The organism is Streptomyces collinus Tu 365, assembly GCF_000444875.1.
Lineage (GTDB): Bacteria > Actinomycetota > Actinomycetes > Streptomycetales > Streptomycetaceae > Streptomyces > Streptomyces collinus_A.
In genome coordinates this window covers 4,184,273-4,200,802 of the sequence record NC_021985.1, presented here as the reverse complement: position 1 = coordinate 4,200,802, position 16,530 = coordinate 4,184,273, and the positions used below count along the sequence as shown (strand labels likewise).

The following is a 16,530-nucleotide window of genomic DNA, read 5'->3' as shown; positions in this document are numbered from 1 at the left end:
ACGTCAGGGCCGCGGGCCGTCGTGTTCACACACCGTTCGCGGGAGAACCGGAATGGGCGGTGCCGCTGCGACGGTTGAGACAGACATGACTGCTTCCCTGCGCAAAATCGGCACCTCCGACCTCGAGGTCTTCCCGCTCGCCCTCGGTGGCAACGTCTTCGGCTGGACCGCCGACGAGGAGACCTCCTTCGCCGTCCTCGACGCCTACACGGCCGCCGGCGGCAACTTCGTCGACACCGCCGACTCCTACTCGTCGTGGGTCGAGGGCAACAAGGGCGGTGAGTCCGAGACGATCATCGGCAAGTGGCTCAAGGCCCGCGGCAACCGCTCCGACGTCGTCGTCGCGACCAAGGTCAGCCAGCACCCGGAGTACCCGGGCCTGACCGCCGCCAACATCAAGGCCGCGGCCGACGCCTCCCTGCGCCGCCTGGACACCGACTACATCGACCTCTACTACACCCACTTCGACAAGCCCGAAGTGCCGGTGGAGGAGATCATCGGCGCGCTGGACGAGCTGGTGCGGGCGGGCAAGGTCCGGCACATCGCCGCCTCCAACATCAGCCCCGAGCGTCTGCGGGCCTCGCTGGACTTCTCCGACCGCGAGGGCCTGGCCCGGTACGTGGCCCTCCAGCCGCACTACAACCTGGTCTCCCGCGACACCTACGAGGGCCCGCTGCAGGACCTCGCCGCCCGTGAGGGGCTCGCCGCCGTCCCGTACTTCGCCCTCGCCTCGGGCTTCCTGACCGGCAAGTACCGCCCCGGCACGCAGGTCGACAGCGCCCGCGCCGGCTCGGCCGCCAAGCACCTGGAGTCGGAGCGCGGCCAGAAGGTCCTCACGGCCCTCGACGAGATCGCCGCCGCCCACGACGCCCCGGTGGCCACGGTCGCCCTCGCCTGGCTGGCCGGCCGGCCCACGGTGACCGCCCCGATCGCCTCGGCCCGCACCGTGGAACAGCTTCCGGCGCTGCTGGGAGTGGCGGAGCTGGAGCTGACCCAGGAGGAGTCGGAGCGGCTGACCCAGGCCTCCGCCTGAGCCCCGCCGCGCCGGGCCCCGGTCACCACCGGCCCGGCGCGGTCCGGCGCCCGTCCACGGGCCGGCGTGACCCTCCGGGCGGCGGGCCCCAGGTCTGCGGGCCGCTGACACGCACCAGGCCCTGGGCCGTGTCCGCAAAGTCCCGCCTGCCCCGCGACGCCCGGCACGCACTCTCGCCGCACCGGGCGAAGCCCCGAGTACATCCAGTACAAGGGCCTGCGCCCGGCACGCCGAGAGCACGCACCGGACGCCGCGAGGCCCGCCCTCCGGGCGGATGACGGGACTTTACGGACACGACCTAGGTCCGGTACGGGTTGTGCACGGGGTACGGCCCCGCCGGGTGGCCGTGCGCCGGGTACCCGTGGGGCGCCCAGTACGCCGGGGCCGCGGGCAGGCGCACGGACGCCCTGGCCGCGTACTCCAGCGCCGGCCGGGCCACCGCCCTGCGCCGCCACAGCTCGGCCAGCAGCTCCCGCTCCCGGTCCACGAAGTCGGCCCCGGCCCGCCCCTGCCGCCCCCGGTGCCGCAGGAACGCCAGCGAGGTGGCGTACGCCTCGTACTCGGCCACCGCCCGGGCCGCGGGCCGCCGCCCGAAGTGCTGCCGGGCGTGGTCCCGCGCCGTGCGCCGGGCGCGCATCGACCCGAGGACGAACGGCTCGGCCGGCCCCAGCCACCCGGCGTGCACATAGACCGGCAGTTCCTCGCGCACGGTCCGCAGCTCGCGCTGCCGCGTCCAGATCGCCAGCCAGGTCAGCAGGCCGAACGCGGGCACCATGAAGGCGCCGTAGACCGCGAAGAACCCGAACGGGCCGAAGGTCGAGGAGCCGTTCCAGAAGGCGTGCATGCTCATCGCGAGCAGCAGTCCGCCGAGCGGCACCAGGGCGCGCCGCGCGTGCTGCCGCTCGGCGGAGAGCGCGGCGACGCCGAAGCCGATGCCGGTGAGCACGGTGAACAGGGGGTGCGCGAAGGGGGACATCACGACGCGCACGAAGAAGGTGGCGGCGGTGACGGAGGCGATGCCGCGGCCGCCGGTCATCTGGTCGGTCCCGAAGGCCGTGCCGAGGTAGAGGATGTTCTCGGTGAAGGCGAACCCGGTGGCGGTGATCCCGGCTATCACCACGCCGTCGACGATCCCGGTGAAGTCCCGTCTGCGGAAGAGGAAGACCAGGAGCACGGCCGCGGCCTTGGCGGACTCCTCCACGATCGGCGCGATCACGGTCGCGCCCAGGGTGTCGGCGCCGGCCGGGTCGGCGGTCGCCGTGGCGATCCACTTGGTCGCGAAGGTGTTGGCGACGATGGCTATCAGCGCGGCCGCGCAGGCGCCCCAGGCGAACGCGAAGACCAGGTTCCGCCAGGGGCCCGGTTCCACCCGGTCCAGCCAGCGGAAGGCGGCTATGAGCCAGGGCACGGGCAGGACCGCGAGTCCCAGTCCGACCAGGAAGCCCTCGGTGCCGGTCTGCCGGCGCACCATCGCGAGGATGACGAGGCCGGACAGCGCCAGCAGCGTGATCAGCGCCCCGTACCGCACCCACCGGCGCTGCCACCAGTGCGGGTGTGCGCCGCTTGTGGGGCCGGGCGGGAAGGTCGGGTACGGAGGACTGATGGCCACGGCATCGACCCTAACGGGGGGTTCCGGCGAACGGGGCGGGCACCGGTGCCGGGCCGGGCGCTTCCCGGCCATGGCTTCCGGCGCGGCCGCGGTTTCCGGGCGGCTACGGGTTCCGGGACGGTACGCGGCGGAAGAGCAGGTCGTTCACCACATGTCCCTTGTCCAGTCCCTGACCCTCGAAACGGGTCAGCGGCCGGAACCCGGGACGCGGGGCGAAACCGCCGTCCGCCTGGGTGTTCTCGAAGTCGGGGTGCGCGCTGAGCACCTCCAGCATCTGCTCGGCGTAGGGCTCCCAGTCGGTCGCGCAGTGCACGACCGCGCCGGGCTTCAGCCGGGTCGCGGCCAGCGTCAGGAACTCGGGCTGGATCAGCCGCCGCTTGTGGTGCCGCTTCTTGGGCCAGGGGTCCGGGAAGTACACCCGCAGTCCGTCGAGCGAGTCGGGCCGGAGCATCTCCCGCAGCAGGATGATCGCGTCGCCGTTGGCCACCCGGACGTTGGACAGGGCGTTCTGCTCGGCCAGGTTGAGCAGGTTGCCCTGGCCCGGGGTGTGCACGTCCACGGCGAGGATGTTGGTGCCGGGGTCGCCGGCCGCCATCTGTGCGGTCGCTTCGCCCATTCCGAAGCCGATCTCCAGCACCACGGGGGCGTCGTTCCCGAACAGCTCGGCCGGATCGATCACCTGCTGCCCGTCGATGTCCAGGCCCCACTTGGGCCACAGGCGCTGCAGCGCGTCCGCCTGTCCCGCCGTCACCCGGCTGCGCCGCGGCTGGAAGCTCCGGATCCGCCGCTCGAAGTGCGATCCGGCGGGATCGGCCCGCGGACCGTCCGGGAACCGAGGCTCCCCCTTGGCCCGGCTGTGCCGCACGGACACACCGGGAAGATGCGGGGACACCGGCTCGGCGGGACCGGACCGGGGGGCTTCGGAGGCGTTCAGCGAGTCAGACACAGTGCCACGATTTTACGGCGCCACCCGCCCCCGCCCGACGGCGCTCCACCCGCCCCCGTCCGACGCCCCTCCGTACGCCCCCGTCCGGCGACGCACCGCCGGCCGCCGCCCGTGGGGCGCCTCACGTCGCCGCCAGCATGGACAGTGCCCTGCGTCCCACCTCCCGGCCGATCGGCAGGGAGGCCGTGGCCGCGGGGGACGGCGCGTTCAGCACGTGCACGGTGCGGGCGCCCTCGCGGATCAGGAAGTCGTCCACCAGGGTGCCGTCCCGCAGCACCGCCTGCGCCCGCACCCCGGCCGGGGCCCGGACCAGGTCCGTCTCCTCCACCGCCGGCAGCAGCCGGCGCACCGCCTGCAGGAACGCCCCCTTGGACACCGAGCGGCGCAGCTCACCGGCGCCGTACCGCCAGTGCCGCCGGGCGATCACCCAGGACCCCGGCCAGGCCACCGTCCCGGCCAGCTCCCGGGGCCGCACGACCCCCCAGCCGTACCCCTCCCGGGCCAGCGCAGGCACCGCGTTGGGCCCGACGTGCACGCCGCCGTCGATCCCGCGGGTCAGGTGCACCCCGAGGAAGGGGAACGCCGGGTCCGGGACCGGGTACACGAGACCGCGCACCAGCTCGGGCCGCGCCAGCTCGTAGTACTCCCCGCGGAACGGCACGATCCGCACGCCGGGCTCGTCCCCGGCCAGCCGCGCCACCTCGTCGCAGTACAGCCCGGCGCAGTTGACCAGCACCCGGCCGCGCACGACCTCCCCGCCCGCGGTCAGCACGGCCACGCCCCGCTCCGGCCGGCGGTCCACCCGCACGATCCGCGCCCCGTAGCGGATCTCCGCCCCCGACGCCCGGGCGAGCTGCCGGGCGACGCCCACGAAGTCGCACACGCCGGTCGTGCCGACGTGGATCGCGGCGAGCCCCCGCACCTCCGGCTCGTACTCGCCGATCTGCGCGGCGCCCAGCTCGCGCACCGGTATGCCGTTCTCCCGGCCGCGCTGCACGAGCGCGTGGAGCCGCGGCAGCTCGTCCCGCCCGGTGGCGACGATCAGCTTGCCGGTGACGGCGTGCGCGATGCCGTACTCGGCGCAGAACTTCACCATCTCGGCGGCGCCCCGCACCGCGTACCGCGCCTTGAGCGAGCCGGGGCGGTAGTAGATCCCGCTGTGGATGACGCCGCTGTTGCGCCCGGTCTGGTGCCGGGCCGGTCCCGGCTCCTTCTCCAGCACGGTCACCCGCGTACCCGGCGCCGCCCGCGTGATCGCATACGCCGTCGACAGCCCGACGATCCCGCCCCCGACCACCAGCACGTCGCAGTCGTACGCACCGTCCCGCACCTGCACCACCTCCCACCTCGATAGTGCACTGCGCCACTGACAGCGCCTTCAAACGCGGTGAGGGCGGCGCGCCTACGCCAGAGCCATCAGCAGCGGCCTGGCCCGCTCCCGCAGCTCGGCCACCCGCGGCTCGTCCCCGTACGGCTCCAGCCGGTGCAGCAGGTCCTTCACGTACTCGGTCGTACGGGCCGACGAGATCCGCCCGGCCACCTCCACGGCCCGCACCCCCTGCTCGCAGGCGGCGTCCAGGTTGCCGGACTCCAGTTCGGCGACCGCGGAGACCACCAGCCGCAGCCCGTGCGAGCGCACGAACTCCTCCGTGGGCTTCGACAGCGCCTGCTCGGTGAACCGCCGCACCTGGCGCGGCGCCTTCAGATCGCGGTAGCACTCCGCCGCGTCGGCGGCAAAACGGTCATAACCATAGAAGCCGAGCCACGTGGGGTCGTTGTCACCTTCCCTGGACCGTTCGAGCCAGCTCTCCGCGGCCTTCAGCGCCGCCCCCGCCGCCTGCGCGTCCGAGGCGCGCGCGTGGGCCCGCGCCTCGACCAGCCGGAAGAAGCTCATGGTGCGGGCGGTCGCCAGCCCGCGGTTGCGTTCCAGCGCGGCCTGCGCGAGGTCGACGCCCTCGTCGCCGAAGCCCCGGTACGTGGCCTGCAGCGACATGGAGGCCAGCACGTAGCCGCCGAGCGGGACGTCCGCGGCCGCGCGCGCCAGCCGCAGCGCCTGGATGTAGTACCGCTGCGCCGCCTCCTGCTGGCCGGTGTCGAAGGCCATCCAGCCGGCCAGGCGGGTCAGTTCGGCGCTGGCCCCGAACAGGGCGCGGCCGACCTCGTCGGAGTACGAGCCGAGCAGCAGCGGCGCCGCCTCCACCCGCAGGCACTCGGGCACCATCGACGAACGCCAGTCGCCGCCCCCGTACTTGGAGTCCCAGCGCCTGGCGTCCTCGGCGGCCTCCCGCAGCTTCTGCACGTCGCTGTGGCCGACTTTGATCGGTGCGCCGGAGCCCTCGGCGGGGTTCGCCTCCCGTGCGACCGAACTGTCGGCGGGGGTTATCAGCCACCGTGACGCGGGCGTCGCGTACGCGCTCACCGCGAAGGACCCGGCGAGCGACTGCCAGATGCCGCCCGTGCCGGCCCGGCGCCCGGCCAGGTCGAGCCGGTACAGCTCCGTCGCCGAGCGCACCGCCTGGCCGACGTCCCGGGGGAAGGCGAGGCCCACCTCGGGTGCGGGGTCCGCGTCCGCCAGGCCGATCTCGTGGAGCGGCACCGGGCGGCCGAGCTTCTGGCCGATGGCGGCCGCGATGAGGTGCGGCGCCGCTCCCTGCGGCACCATCCCCTTCGACACCCAGCGCGCCACCGACGTCTTGTCGTAGCGAAGCGTCAACCCGCGTTGGGCGCCGAGGTCGTTGACGCGTCGCGCGAGTCCTGCGTTGCTGATTCCCGCGAGGGCGAGAACGGTGCCGAGTTTTTCGTTCGGCCCGCGTTGCTCCCTGGACATGCGCCACCCCTCGACACAGACGGCTGCCGCGCTGGCATAACCGTGCGGCATTCGTAAACCCAGCGTAGTTCGCCGCATCCCAAGCGTTAAGGGGCATTGTTCCGGTTGGCGGGATTGTGGTCCGTACGGGAGTACGGCCCTGTACGCACCGTGCACGGGCTGCCGCCACGTGCCCCCGCCCGTGTGGCCGTGCGCCCGTCCGTGCGCCTTACTCCGGCCACCTGGGGAGCGGTTCCATGGCTGTTGCGTGGGTCGGCCCGCTGTACTGGATCCAGCGGGCTGGGGGACACCGCCACCTACATCCCCGCGGGTGGCGGACCGGTCCGGGAGGCGATGCCCGCCTCCCGGACTGTGCGCGTACACGGGCCGCCGTGCGCTGCCCAGGCCTGTACGGAGCGTGCTCAAAGCTCGGCGCCCGCAGTCGAATTGGCTGAAAATCGACCCCGGCTCCCGGCGGTGATTTCCGTTCCCACCACGGCACTTGAGGGCGCGAAGGGCGTATTCGGAGCGCGTTTCGGGGGCGCATTCGTATCGCACCTTACCGCCGCCGACTTCGTGCCTCGCCGCCACCCGCCGTGCGCGGCACGGCCGTTCGGCCGGCCTCCCCGCCGCGCCCGGGCGGCCGCCCGCCCGCCCGCCGCACCGGCCGGTACGGGATTTTCCCTCGATCGAAGGCGGCGTCACCGCCCCTCCACGGCGCGTTCTTCATGGCAGCATGGGGATCCGGTTCATGCGGTGCACTGGGTGGTCCACAGCCTGTGGAGGCGTCGATGCGGTGGTTGGTGGGGTGGAGCAGCACCGCCGCGGGCGCTTCCGGAACCGGTACCGCCGGCGCCACCGGATACGACGGCGAGACCCTGCACCCGGTCGGCTCCCACCTCCTGTGGGGCGACCCCGACCCCCTGTGGGCCGTGGGGGACTGGCGGCCGGACGAGGTACGGGTGGTGCGCGCCGACGCCCAGAACCGGATCGCCGTCCTCGGCACCTGCGCGGCCGGCGACGAGGAACTGCGGCGCGCGCTGTTCACCGCGCGCGGCGGCGCCCTGCGCCACCTGACCGCGTGGGCCGGCAGCTACACGGCCGTCGTCCAGGTCGGCCGCCGGATCACCGTCTGCGGCGACCTCGCGGGCGCCCGGCCGGTGTTCCACACCCCCTGGGCCGGCGGCACGGCCTACGCCACGGCCGCCCTGCCGCTCGCCGACCTCATCGAGGCCAACCTCGACTTCGGCCACCTGGCCGCCCTGCTCGCCGCCCCCGACGTACCCGCCGCGCTGCGCGACACCACCCCGTACGAAGGGGTACGGCGCATCCCGCCCGGACACGCGCTCGTACTGCGCGCGGGAGCGCGCGAGATCACCGGGTACGAGCCGGTGGCATCCCTCGCCGTGGCCGCGCCCCCCGCCGACCCCGACCGCGCGGTGGACGCCGTACGGGACGCGCTCGTCGAGGCCGTACGCGCGCGGATGTCCGCACCGCGGCACGTGCCCGACCTCGACCCCGGACCGGTGCCGGGGATGGGCCCGGCGGAGCGGCGCGCCGCGCGCGGCATGCCGATGCCCGGGATCGGCGCCGACCTCTCCGGCGGCCCGGCCTCCGGCACGCTGGCCCTGCTGGCGGCGGGGCTGCCCGGCCGGCCGGGCACGCTGCTCGGCCACGGCACGGGCGCCGGCGAACGGCTGCTCGCGGTCACCTTCAACGACCTGGCCGTCGGCGGCCGGGAGGCCGAACTCGAGCGCGCCGGGACCCTCGCGGCCAACCCGCGCCTGCACCACGTGGTGGTCACCGGCGGCGAGGAGGCCCTGCCGTACGCCGACCTGGACGGCCCCCTCACCGACGAGCCCGGCCCCTCGCTGGTCACCGCGGCCCGCCACCGCGCCCGGTTCGCCGCGGGCAGCGCCGACCACTTCACCGGCCACGGCGCCCGCCAGGTCCTGGACGCCCACCCGGCCCGCCTCGCCGACCTGCTGATGGACCGCAAGCGGCGCCACCTGGTCCGCCCGGTCGCGGCGCTCGCCCGGGCCGACGGCTCGGTGATGGTCCCCGCGCGCGTGTACGGCGCCGCGCGGCGGCTGGCCCGCACCCCGTACCGGACCGGCCTCGAACTCCTCGCCGAGCGGCTGATCCGGCGCCGCTTCGACGAACCCAGGGGTGCGGTCGGCGCGTCCCTCGCCGCGCTCGCCTGGGCGAGACCCGGGCCGGCGGCGCGCTGGCTGACCGGAGAGGCACTGGCTGAAGTATCGGTTCTGCTCAGTTCCGGGGCGGACCGCTCCACCCTGGGCGCGAGCCAGCGCCCCGGCGAGTTCCACGCGCGCGCGGTGCTCGCCCGCTACGCGGCCGACCTGCGCGTTCTGGAACAGGCCGCCGAGATCCGCTCCCAGCGGCTGCACGCACCCTTCCTGGACAACCAGGTCGTCCGCGCCTGCCGCGACCTCCCCGAGGCGCTGCGCGTCCAGCCCGGGGCCCGCTCCGCCGTCCTGCGCACGGTCCTGGAGGGCGCCGGCGTCACCGACCTCCCGCCCGGCTGGGGCACCCCCTCCCACGCCTCCTCGGCCGCCGCCACGCGCGCGGGGCTGCGGCTGGCCGCCGACTCCCTGGTGGACCTCTTCTCCACCCCGTTCCTGGCTGAGGCCGGCCTGATTGAGGCCCGCGTGGTCCGCAAGGCCCTGCGCGCCGCCGCGTCCGGCGAACCCCTGCCCCTGGACGGCCTGGCCGACCTGGTCTCCCTCGAACTCTGGCTCCGCCGCCTGCTGTCCCGCCGGGGCACCTGCTGGACCGGCACCCCCGCCCGCGCCCGAGCCGTCCCCTCCGGAATCCAGCCGAGACGCGACGCCCTGGCCTCGGGAGCCTGAGCCCGCTGCCCGGCTGACGCAGCCCGCCGGTGAGCCCAGCCGTGCGATCGCGGCAGCCGCCCCGCTCCGGGTTCGCACCCGGCCCCGCCGTCCTGCTACCGAGCCGCAGACCACCGCAGCCGCCCCGCCCGCGCCGCCCGCTCCCGGACCCAGCGCGGCAGCCGCCGCCACGCGGGCACCCGGCCACGCCGACCGGCCGTTCCCCGAGCCGCGAGGCCGCGGCAGTCGCCCGCGGCCGGCGGAGGGACACCGGGTGCCACCGTCCCCGCCGACCGGGCGTCCGCCTTGCCGCGGCAGCCGCTCCCTGGCTCGCATCTGGGCATCCGGCCGGCCGGCCGTTTGCCGAGCCACGCCGTCACGGCAGTCACCCGCAGTGGCACGTGGGCACCGTGCCCCCCGGCCCGGCAGACCGAGCGTCCGCTCGGGCACGGCGGCCGTCCCGGCCCGCCCCCGACATCCGGCACCGAGTACCGCTCGCCCAACCACCGCAGCCGCCCCGCCCGCGCGCCCGCCCCCGGACCACGCTCCCATCCCGCGCCCCGGACACCCCCGGACCGAAACACCGTGGCCCCGCCCCGGGCTCACCGGGACAATGAGCCGGTGCGGTACGGAATCCTGGGCACGGCCCGCGTCACGGACGACCAGGGGGTCGCCCTGCACCTCGGGGGGCGGCGGCTGCGGGCGCTTCTCACCGCCCTCGCTCTGCGGCCCGGCCGCACCGCCGGGGCCGAGACGCTGATCGAGGAGGTCTGGGCGGACGCGCCGCCGCAGGACGCGCCCGCCGCCCTCCAAGCCCTCGTGGGCCGCCTGCGCCGCACCCTCGGCCGGGACACCGTCTCCTCCACCGAGGGCGGCTACCGCCTGGAGGCGACCGAGGACGACGTGGACCTGCACGTCTTCGCCCGCCTCACCCGCGCGGGCACCGGAGCGCTCACCGCCGGCGACCCCGCCACCGCCCACCGCGCCCTCACCGAGGCCCTGGCCCTCTGGCACGGCACCGCCCTGGCCGACCTCCCCGACCGCACCGCCGCCGCCCGCCCCGAGGCGCTGCACCTGGAGGCGACCCGCGCCCGCGCCGCCGCCGCCCTCGGCCTCGGCCGCGCCCGGGACGTCGTACCGGAGCTGACGGAACTCACCACCGCGCACCCTTACGACGAATCCCTGCGCGCCCTCCACATCCGCGCCCTGCGCGACACGGGCCGCCCGGCCGACGCCCTCGCCGCGTACGAGTCCGCCCGCCGCACCCTCGCCGACGCCCTCGGCACCGACCCTGGCCCGGAACTCCAGGCCCTGCACGCCTCGCTGCTGAGCGGGCGGCCGCCCGCGGCGGCGCCGCCCACCCGGCCGCCCGGGCGCACCGGCAACCTCCGCCGCCGGTTGACCTCCTTCGGCGGCCGGGAACCCGAACTCGCCGCCATCCGCTCCGATCTGCGTAGGGCCCGCCTCGTCACCCTCACCGGACCGGGCGGCTCGGGCAAGACCCGCCTCGCCGAGGAGGCCGCCACGGGGCTGCCCCAGGCGTGGCTGGCCGAGCTGGCCCCGCTCGACCGGCCGGAGGCGGTGCCCGGCGCGGTGGTCAGCGCGCTCGGTCTGCGCGAGACCGTGCTGCTGGCCAACGACCTGGCGGCGCCGCAGACCGACCCCACCACCCTGCTCGTCGAGCACTGCGCCCCGCGCGAACTCCTCCTGATCCTCGACAACTGCGAACACGTCGTCGACGCGGCCGCCACCCTCGCCGAGACCCTCCTCACCCACTGCCCGGGGCTCACGATCCTCGCCACCAGCCGCGAACCCCTGGGTGTTCCCGGCGAGTCGGTGCGCCCGGTCGAACCCCTCGTGCCGGAGCAGGCGCGCCGCCTCTTCACGGAGCGCGCGCAGGCCGTCCGCCCCGGCGCCGGCGCGGTGGGCGACACCGGGGCCGTGGCGGAGATCTGCCGCCGCCTGGACGGGCTGCCGCTCGCCATCGAACTGGCCGCGGCCCGGCTCAGGCTGCTGACCCCCGGGCAGATCGCCGACCGGCTCGACGATCGCTTCCGCCTGCTCACCTCCGGGAGCCGCACGGTCCTGCCCCGCCAGCAGACCCTGCGCGCGGTGGTCGACTGGTCCTGGGACCTGCTGGACGAGCGCGAGCGCACCGTACTGCGCGAAGTGTCGGTGTTCGCCGGGGGCTGGGACCTCGCGGCCGCCGAGGCCGTGTGCACGGGCCCGGCGGCGGACCTGATCGGCGCCCTCGTGGACAAGTCCCTCGTCGTGGCCGCCCCGGAACCGGCGGACGCCCAGGACGGCCCGGGCGCCCTGGACGGCTCGGGGCCACCGCCCGGCATGCGCTACCGCATGCTGGAGACCATCCACGAGTACGCCACCGAACGCGCGGCCGAGGTCCCCGAACTGCGGGCGGCGGCCGAACGGCGCCACCGCGCCTGGGTCCGCGCCCTGACCGAGGAGGCCGAGCCGCGGCTGCGGTCGGCGGACCAACTGCCCTGCATCCGGCTCCTGGAGGGCGAACTCGACAACATCCGCGCCGCCCTGGACCGCGCGGTGCGCGCCGGCGACGAGGCGGAGGCCGGCGCGATCGTGCGGGCGATGGGCTGGTTCTGGTGGCTGCGCAACTACCGCCAGGAGGCGGTGGACCGGGTGCGCCAGGTGCTGCGCCTCGGCGTCGCCCGGGACGCCCTGCCGGCGGACGCCGACCCCGCCGCGCTGGGCCCGCCGGCGGAGTCGGCGGACCCGGTCGGCGCCTTCCTCGCCGCCCCCGACGGGCAGGCGGGCCACCCGCTGTACGAGCTGCGCATGGACCTGCGACTGTTCGACCTGTTCCTGACCTCGGAGTCGAGCGCCGGGAACCTCGCGGCCGACGAGCGGGCCGGGCGGTACCTCGCGCGGGTACGGGCCGCGTTCGAGGAAGGCGGTCCCCGGGCGGCCCGCCTCCCCGGCATCGTCTGGCCGCTGACCGCGTACTACCTGGGCGACCCGGCCGACCTGGGCCCCGACCTGACCGCCACGGTCGAGAACTGCCGCCGGTACGGAGGCGACTGGGAACTCGGTGTCGCCCTCATGTACCGCGCGCACGTGGTCGTCGACTCGCCCGGCAACCTGCGCGGCGTCGACGAGGACCTGGCGGAGCTGCGGACGATCGGCCGCCGCGTCGGCGACCGCTGGATGCGGGCGCAGGTGTGCAGCGCGGCCGGTGAGGTGGCCATGGCGCGGGGCAGGTTCGGCGAGGCGCGTGGCGAGTACGAGGAGGCGCTGCGCCTCGCCTACGAGGTGGGCGCCTACGCCGAGTCGCCGTTCCTGCTGGCGCGGCTGGCCGACATCGCCCTGCGGTCGGGCGACCGGGCCGCCGCCCTCGCCGCCCTCGACCAGGCCGGCACGGCGGCCGAACGGTACGGGGCGGCCGAGTCGGAGGCGTTCGTCCTGCTGATGCGGTCCCGGATCGCCGAGCTGGACGGCGACCTGGTCCGCGCGCGCGAGCTGTACGACACCGCCTGCGCGGCCGCGGGGGCCGGCACGCCGCCCCCGCAGTACGTCGCCGCCCTGCGCTCGGTAGAGGCCCTGATCACGGCCGGTGAGTCAGGGCCCGCGGCCGCCCTGCCGGTCGTGGCGGAGGCGCTGTGCGAGGCGGTGGAGCGGCACTGCGCCGAGTCGATCACGGCCGGTCTGGTGGACGTCGGCGCCGACCTGCTGGCCCGGCTGGGCGACCTGCCCGGCGCCGTCCGGCTGTTCGCTGCCGCCGACCACTGGCGGGCCGGCCTCCCCCGCCCCGAACCGGAGCGCACCCGGGCCGCCGAGGTGGACACCGCAGCCCGCGCCGCGCTGTCCCCGGACCGCTGTGCGGCCGAGCGGAGGCGGGGCGCGGCGCTCACCGCGCGGGACGCCGCACGGGACCTGACGGCGACGGCGGCCGGCGCGCCGAGGCGCTAGCTGCAGGTGAACCTGGCCTCGGCCCAGTCCGCGAGCGCGGCCTGGGCGAAGACGTCGCGGTGCGGCTCCACGACGAGCCGTACCGTGCGGCGCCCGGCCAGGTCGACATGGACGGGCACGGCCTCGTCGTGCCCCGCGACCGGCCCGGACCGCCACAGCCTCACCCCGTCGGCGTAGACGGAGAAGGTGACCCGGCCGAGCCCGAGGGTCAGGTCGTCCACCCCCACCAGGGCGTCGTAGGCCGTGCAGGGGCGGTTGAGGTCGACGGTGACGGAGGACCGGCCGTGCACGGTGACACCGCCCGCGTACCGGGTACGGGCGACCGACATCCCGTACCGCCGCCACACCCAGCTGCTCTCGCCCAGCCGCATCTCGGGCTGCGTACCGTCCCCGCCGACGTCGTACCCCAGCCCGTTCCACGTGTAGACGGCGGGAGCCGGCGGGGGAGGGAGCGTGGGCGTCGGGGTCGGTGTGGGCCGTGGTTCGGGCGCGGGCGTGGGGGCGCGGGTGGGCTCGGGGGCCGGGTCCGGCGACCGGTGGGGTCCGGGCCTGGCCTGGGAGGTGGGGCTGGGCTTCGCCGCCGGGACCGGGCGCGACACCGGTACGGCCGGTCCGGGTGCGGGTTTTTTCGCGGTGGGCGTGCGGGCCGGCGCCGGCGGCCGGTGGACGCCCGGAGCGGACGGCACGGACGGAGCGGAGGATGCGGAAGGCGTGGAAGGCGCGGGCTCGGCCACCTCCCTGGCCGGATGGCCGTCGTTCACCAGCGCCAGGGCCACCGCGGCGGCGGCCACCGCGACCACCCCGGCCGCGATCCCCGCCTTCACCGGCGCGCCGAGCCCCTCAGCGGCCGCCGCTCCGCCTCCGCCGCCCGTGCCCCCGGACGACCCGCCCGCGGCGGCCGCGGCACCCGCCGCGCCCACCCCGGCGCCCCCGGCGACGATCCCGAGCGCCTTCGCGTACCCGGCGGCCCCGAACCAGCCGATGACCGCGACCGGGACGACACCCGGGATACCGCTCGCGACCTCCTCGATCTGCGCGGCCGCCAGCCGGCACCTGGCACACCCCTCCAGGTGCCCGCGCAGCCCCCGTTCGGCCCGGACGCGCAGTTTGCGGCGGGCGTAGCCGCCGAGCTGGTCGGCGTAGCGGGCGCACTCCTCGTCGCCGGCGAGGGAGGCGCTGACGTGGGCCTGCAGATAGGCCTGCTTCAGCCCCTCGCGGGCGCGGCTGGCCAGCACCCGGGTGCCGTTGGCGTCGAGACCGAACAGGACGGCCACCTCGCTGGGCGACTCGTCCTCCACCTCGGTGTGCCACAGCACGGCCTGCCAGCGCTCGGGCAGCGACCGGAACGCCTGCATGGCCATGGACTGCTCGGCCCGGTGCAGGGCGCGCACGTCGGCGCCCAGCTCCAGGGTGGTGTCGTCGGACGCCTCCGAGGTCTGGGCGGCCTGCTGGGCGAACACGGCGAAGTCGTCCACGAGCTGCTCGCGCCGGGCGGACCTGCCCCAGTGCGCGGCCACCCGCCGCACGGAGGTCAGCAGGTAGGCGCGCACCGCGTGTTCGGGCCCCGAGCCGCCGCGCACCGCCTGCAGCATGCGGGCGAAGACCTCCGCGGTGAGGTCGTCCGCGGTGTGCGCGTCACGGCAGCAGGTACGGGCGTACCGGCGCACCGCGTCGGCGTGCCGCCGGTACAGCTCCTCGTAGGCCGAGTCGTCGCCGGCCCGCATGCGCTCGATCAACGCGCCGTCCGCGGGCGGCGTCCGCCGCGCCGCCGACGCCTCGCGGCCACGCTGGGCGGGCACGCTCTCGTCGGCGCGCGCCCCGCCCGGGGTCCTGCTCCGCCCGCCCTGGCCGGGCACCTGGGGCGAGGTCAGCCCGCCGGCCTCCGCCGGGTCACCGTCACCGCGCGACCCGTCCCACCCGTCAACGCCCATCGCGCGCAGCCCCCGACGCCGGACCAGCCCAACCCGTCACCGGGTCAGGGTGCCACAACGCCCCGCGCCCGGGCCCCGCCCGCACCACCGTCCACTCGTCCGGGCGGACTTGCCCCGCACGCGCACGCGCATCACCCGAACGGGCACCGCGCCCGCGCCCCCGTCCGCCGCGTGCGGAACGGCGGAACAGGGGACGGCGGAACCGTGGAACGGCGGAACCGAGGGACGGCGGAACGAGGGCCGTGGGCGACGGACGTTCGGCCCCGTCGGCGGCCTCGGTGCCTACACCGGCCGGGACCGGAGCCCCTCCAGCAGGATGTCCAGCAGCCGCGCGGACGCCGCGGCCTGCTGCGCCGGGTCCGGCAGCGCGGGCGCCGCCGTGGCGATCACGAGCAGCACGTCCGCCACGGACACGTCCGTGCGCAGCTCGCCCGCCTCCCGGGCCCGGTCCACCAGCTGCCCGACGACCTCCAGCAGCGTGTCGGCCCCGCCGTGGTCCGCGACCGGCTCCGACACCAGCCGCAGCTCACCCGGACCCGACACCACCGGCTGCGACCGCTGCTGCGGCACCCGGGCCTCCTCGGCGGGGCCGGCCTGGCCCTCCTCCGCGACCCCGACCCGCAGCACCTGCGGCGGCAGCAGCCGGCCCGCCCCCGACGCCACGGACGTCCGCAGGAAGCGGGACAGCGCCGACCACGGCTCGTCCTCCTGCCCGAGCGCGGCCCGCGCCTGCTCGGTCAGCCGCGCGGTCTCCTCCTCGGCTATCCGCCGGACCAGCACGTCCTTGCTGGGAAAGCGCCGGTACACGGTGCCGACACCGACGCGTGCCCGCCGCGCCACGTCCTCCATCGGCGCGCCGTAGCCCAGCTCGCCGAAGACCTCACGCGCCGCACGCAGCACGTGCTCCAGGTTGCGCTGTGCGTCCACCCGCAGCGGCGTCGTACGCGACACGTCCGCGCGTCCGTTGCCCGCCTCCGCGGTCACGGCCGGGCCGCCCGTCGCGAGAGCGGTTGCCGACGACCAATGAGTGTCCTGAACATGCATGTGTTTCCCCCGGTTAATGACGTCTCCCCCCGGAGACTCCCCGCCACTGAATCCGGAGTGCGTGGAACCGGCGTCGGTCCCGAGCGGGACCGACCCTTGCGAACCCGTTCGACCACATTCCCTACACCCCGTCGACACACGAACATAGTTGAGAGGGAGTCAATTCAGAAGGGGCAGGTTCCGCACAGTGCGCCCCCCGATCGGAGTACGGGTCATTTATGTCCGGATTCCATCCCCTCACTCCCGTCCGTACGTCTGTGCTGACCTGCCCGGTTCCTCCCCATCGGGACGGCGCGCCCGGGCCCGCGCACATCAGCTCGCCGGTCACACAAATTGCCGGGGCTGTGGACAAACAACAGCGCCGGGTGCG

General features: G+C 75.8%; 9 protein-coding genes. 3 read left to right on the top strand and 6 right to left on the bottom strand.

The genetic code is table 11. The annotated features are described in order from the left end of the window. Positions 1–85: 85 nt before the first annotated feature. Entirely contained in the window at positions 86–1,033 is a 948-nt protein-coding gene (locus B446_RS18260; RefSeq protein ID WP_020940930.1) for an aldo/keto reductase, read from the top strand. A gap of 298 nt (positions 1,034–1,331) precedes the next feature. Here the strand turns inward: B446_RS18260 and B446_RS18255 are convergent, their stop codons facing one another. The 4 genes from B446_RS18255 to B446_RS18240 form a co-directional block, all read right to left on the bottom strand. Then, a complete protein-coding gene (locus B446_RS18255; RefSeq protein ID WP_043475938.1) occupies positions 1,332–2,642 on the bottom strand; it encodes a PrsW family intramembrane metalloprotease in 1,311 nt (436 codons plus the stop codon). A gap of 103 nt (positions 2,643–2,745) precedes the next feature. Continuing rightward, positions 2,746–3,588 carry a tRNA (guanosine(46)-N7)-methyltransferase TrmB gene (gene trmB / locus B446_RS18250; protein WP_020940928.1) on the bottom strand — a complete coding sequence of 281 codons (843 nt, stop codon included), beginning with the start codon at positions 3,586–3,588 and terminating at the stop codon, positions 2,746–2,748. Positions 3,589–3,709: 121 nt separating this feature from the next. Continuing rightward, positions 3,710–4,927 (bottom strand): L-2-hydroxyglutarate oxidase, encoded by a 1,218-nt coding sequence (lhgO, locus tag B446_RS18245; protein WP_020940927.1) that lies wholly within the window; start codon positions 4,925–4,927, stop codon positions 3,710–3,712. A gap of 63 nt (positions 4,928–4,990) precedes the next feature. After that, entirely contained in the window at positions 4,991–6,415 is a 1,425-nt protein-coding gene (locus B446_RS18240) for a hypothetical protein (protein WP_020940926.1), read from the bottom strand. A 770-nt stretch (positions 6,416–7,185) separates the two neighbouring features. On the opposite strand from B446_RS18240, the gene B446_RS18235 reads away from it, so the two are divergent. Continuing rightward, positions 7,186–9,264 (top strand): asparagine synthase-related protein, encoded by a 2,079-nt coding sequence (locus tag B446_RS18235; protein ID WP_020940925.1) that lies wholly within the window; start codon positions 7,186–7,188, stop codon positions 9,262–9,264. A gap of 600 nt (positions 9,265–9,864) precedes the next feature. After that, positions 9,865–13,185: an ATP-binding protein gene (locus B446_RS18230; RefSeq protein ID WP_020940924.1), complete on the top strand. Its 3,321-nt coding sequence runs from the start codon at positions 9,865–9,867 to the stop codon at positions 13,183–13,185. On the opposite strand, the gene B446_RS18225 is transcribed toward B446_RS18230, so the two are convergent. Together B446_RS18225 and B446_RS18220 are read right to left on the bottom strand one after the other, a co-directional pair. After that, positions 13,182–15,116 (bottom strand): sigma-70 family RNA polymerase sigma factor, encoded by a 1,935-nt coding sequence (locus B446_RS18225; protein WP_020940923.1) that lies wholly within the window; start codon positions 15,114–15,116, stop codon positions 13,182–13,184. The genes B446_RS18230 and B446_RS18225 overlap by 4 nt on opposite strands. A 282-nt stretch (positions 15,117–15,398) precedes the next feature. Continuing rightward, positions 15,399–16,160 (bottom strand): TetR/AcrR family transcriptional regulator, encoded by a 762-nt coding sequence (locus B446_RS18220; protein ID WP_043475936.1) that lies wholly within the window; start codon positions 16,158–16,160, stop codon positions 15,399–15,401. Positions 16,161–16,530 lie beyond the last annotated feature (370 nt).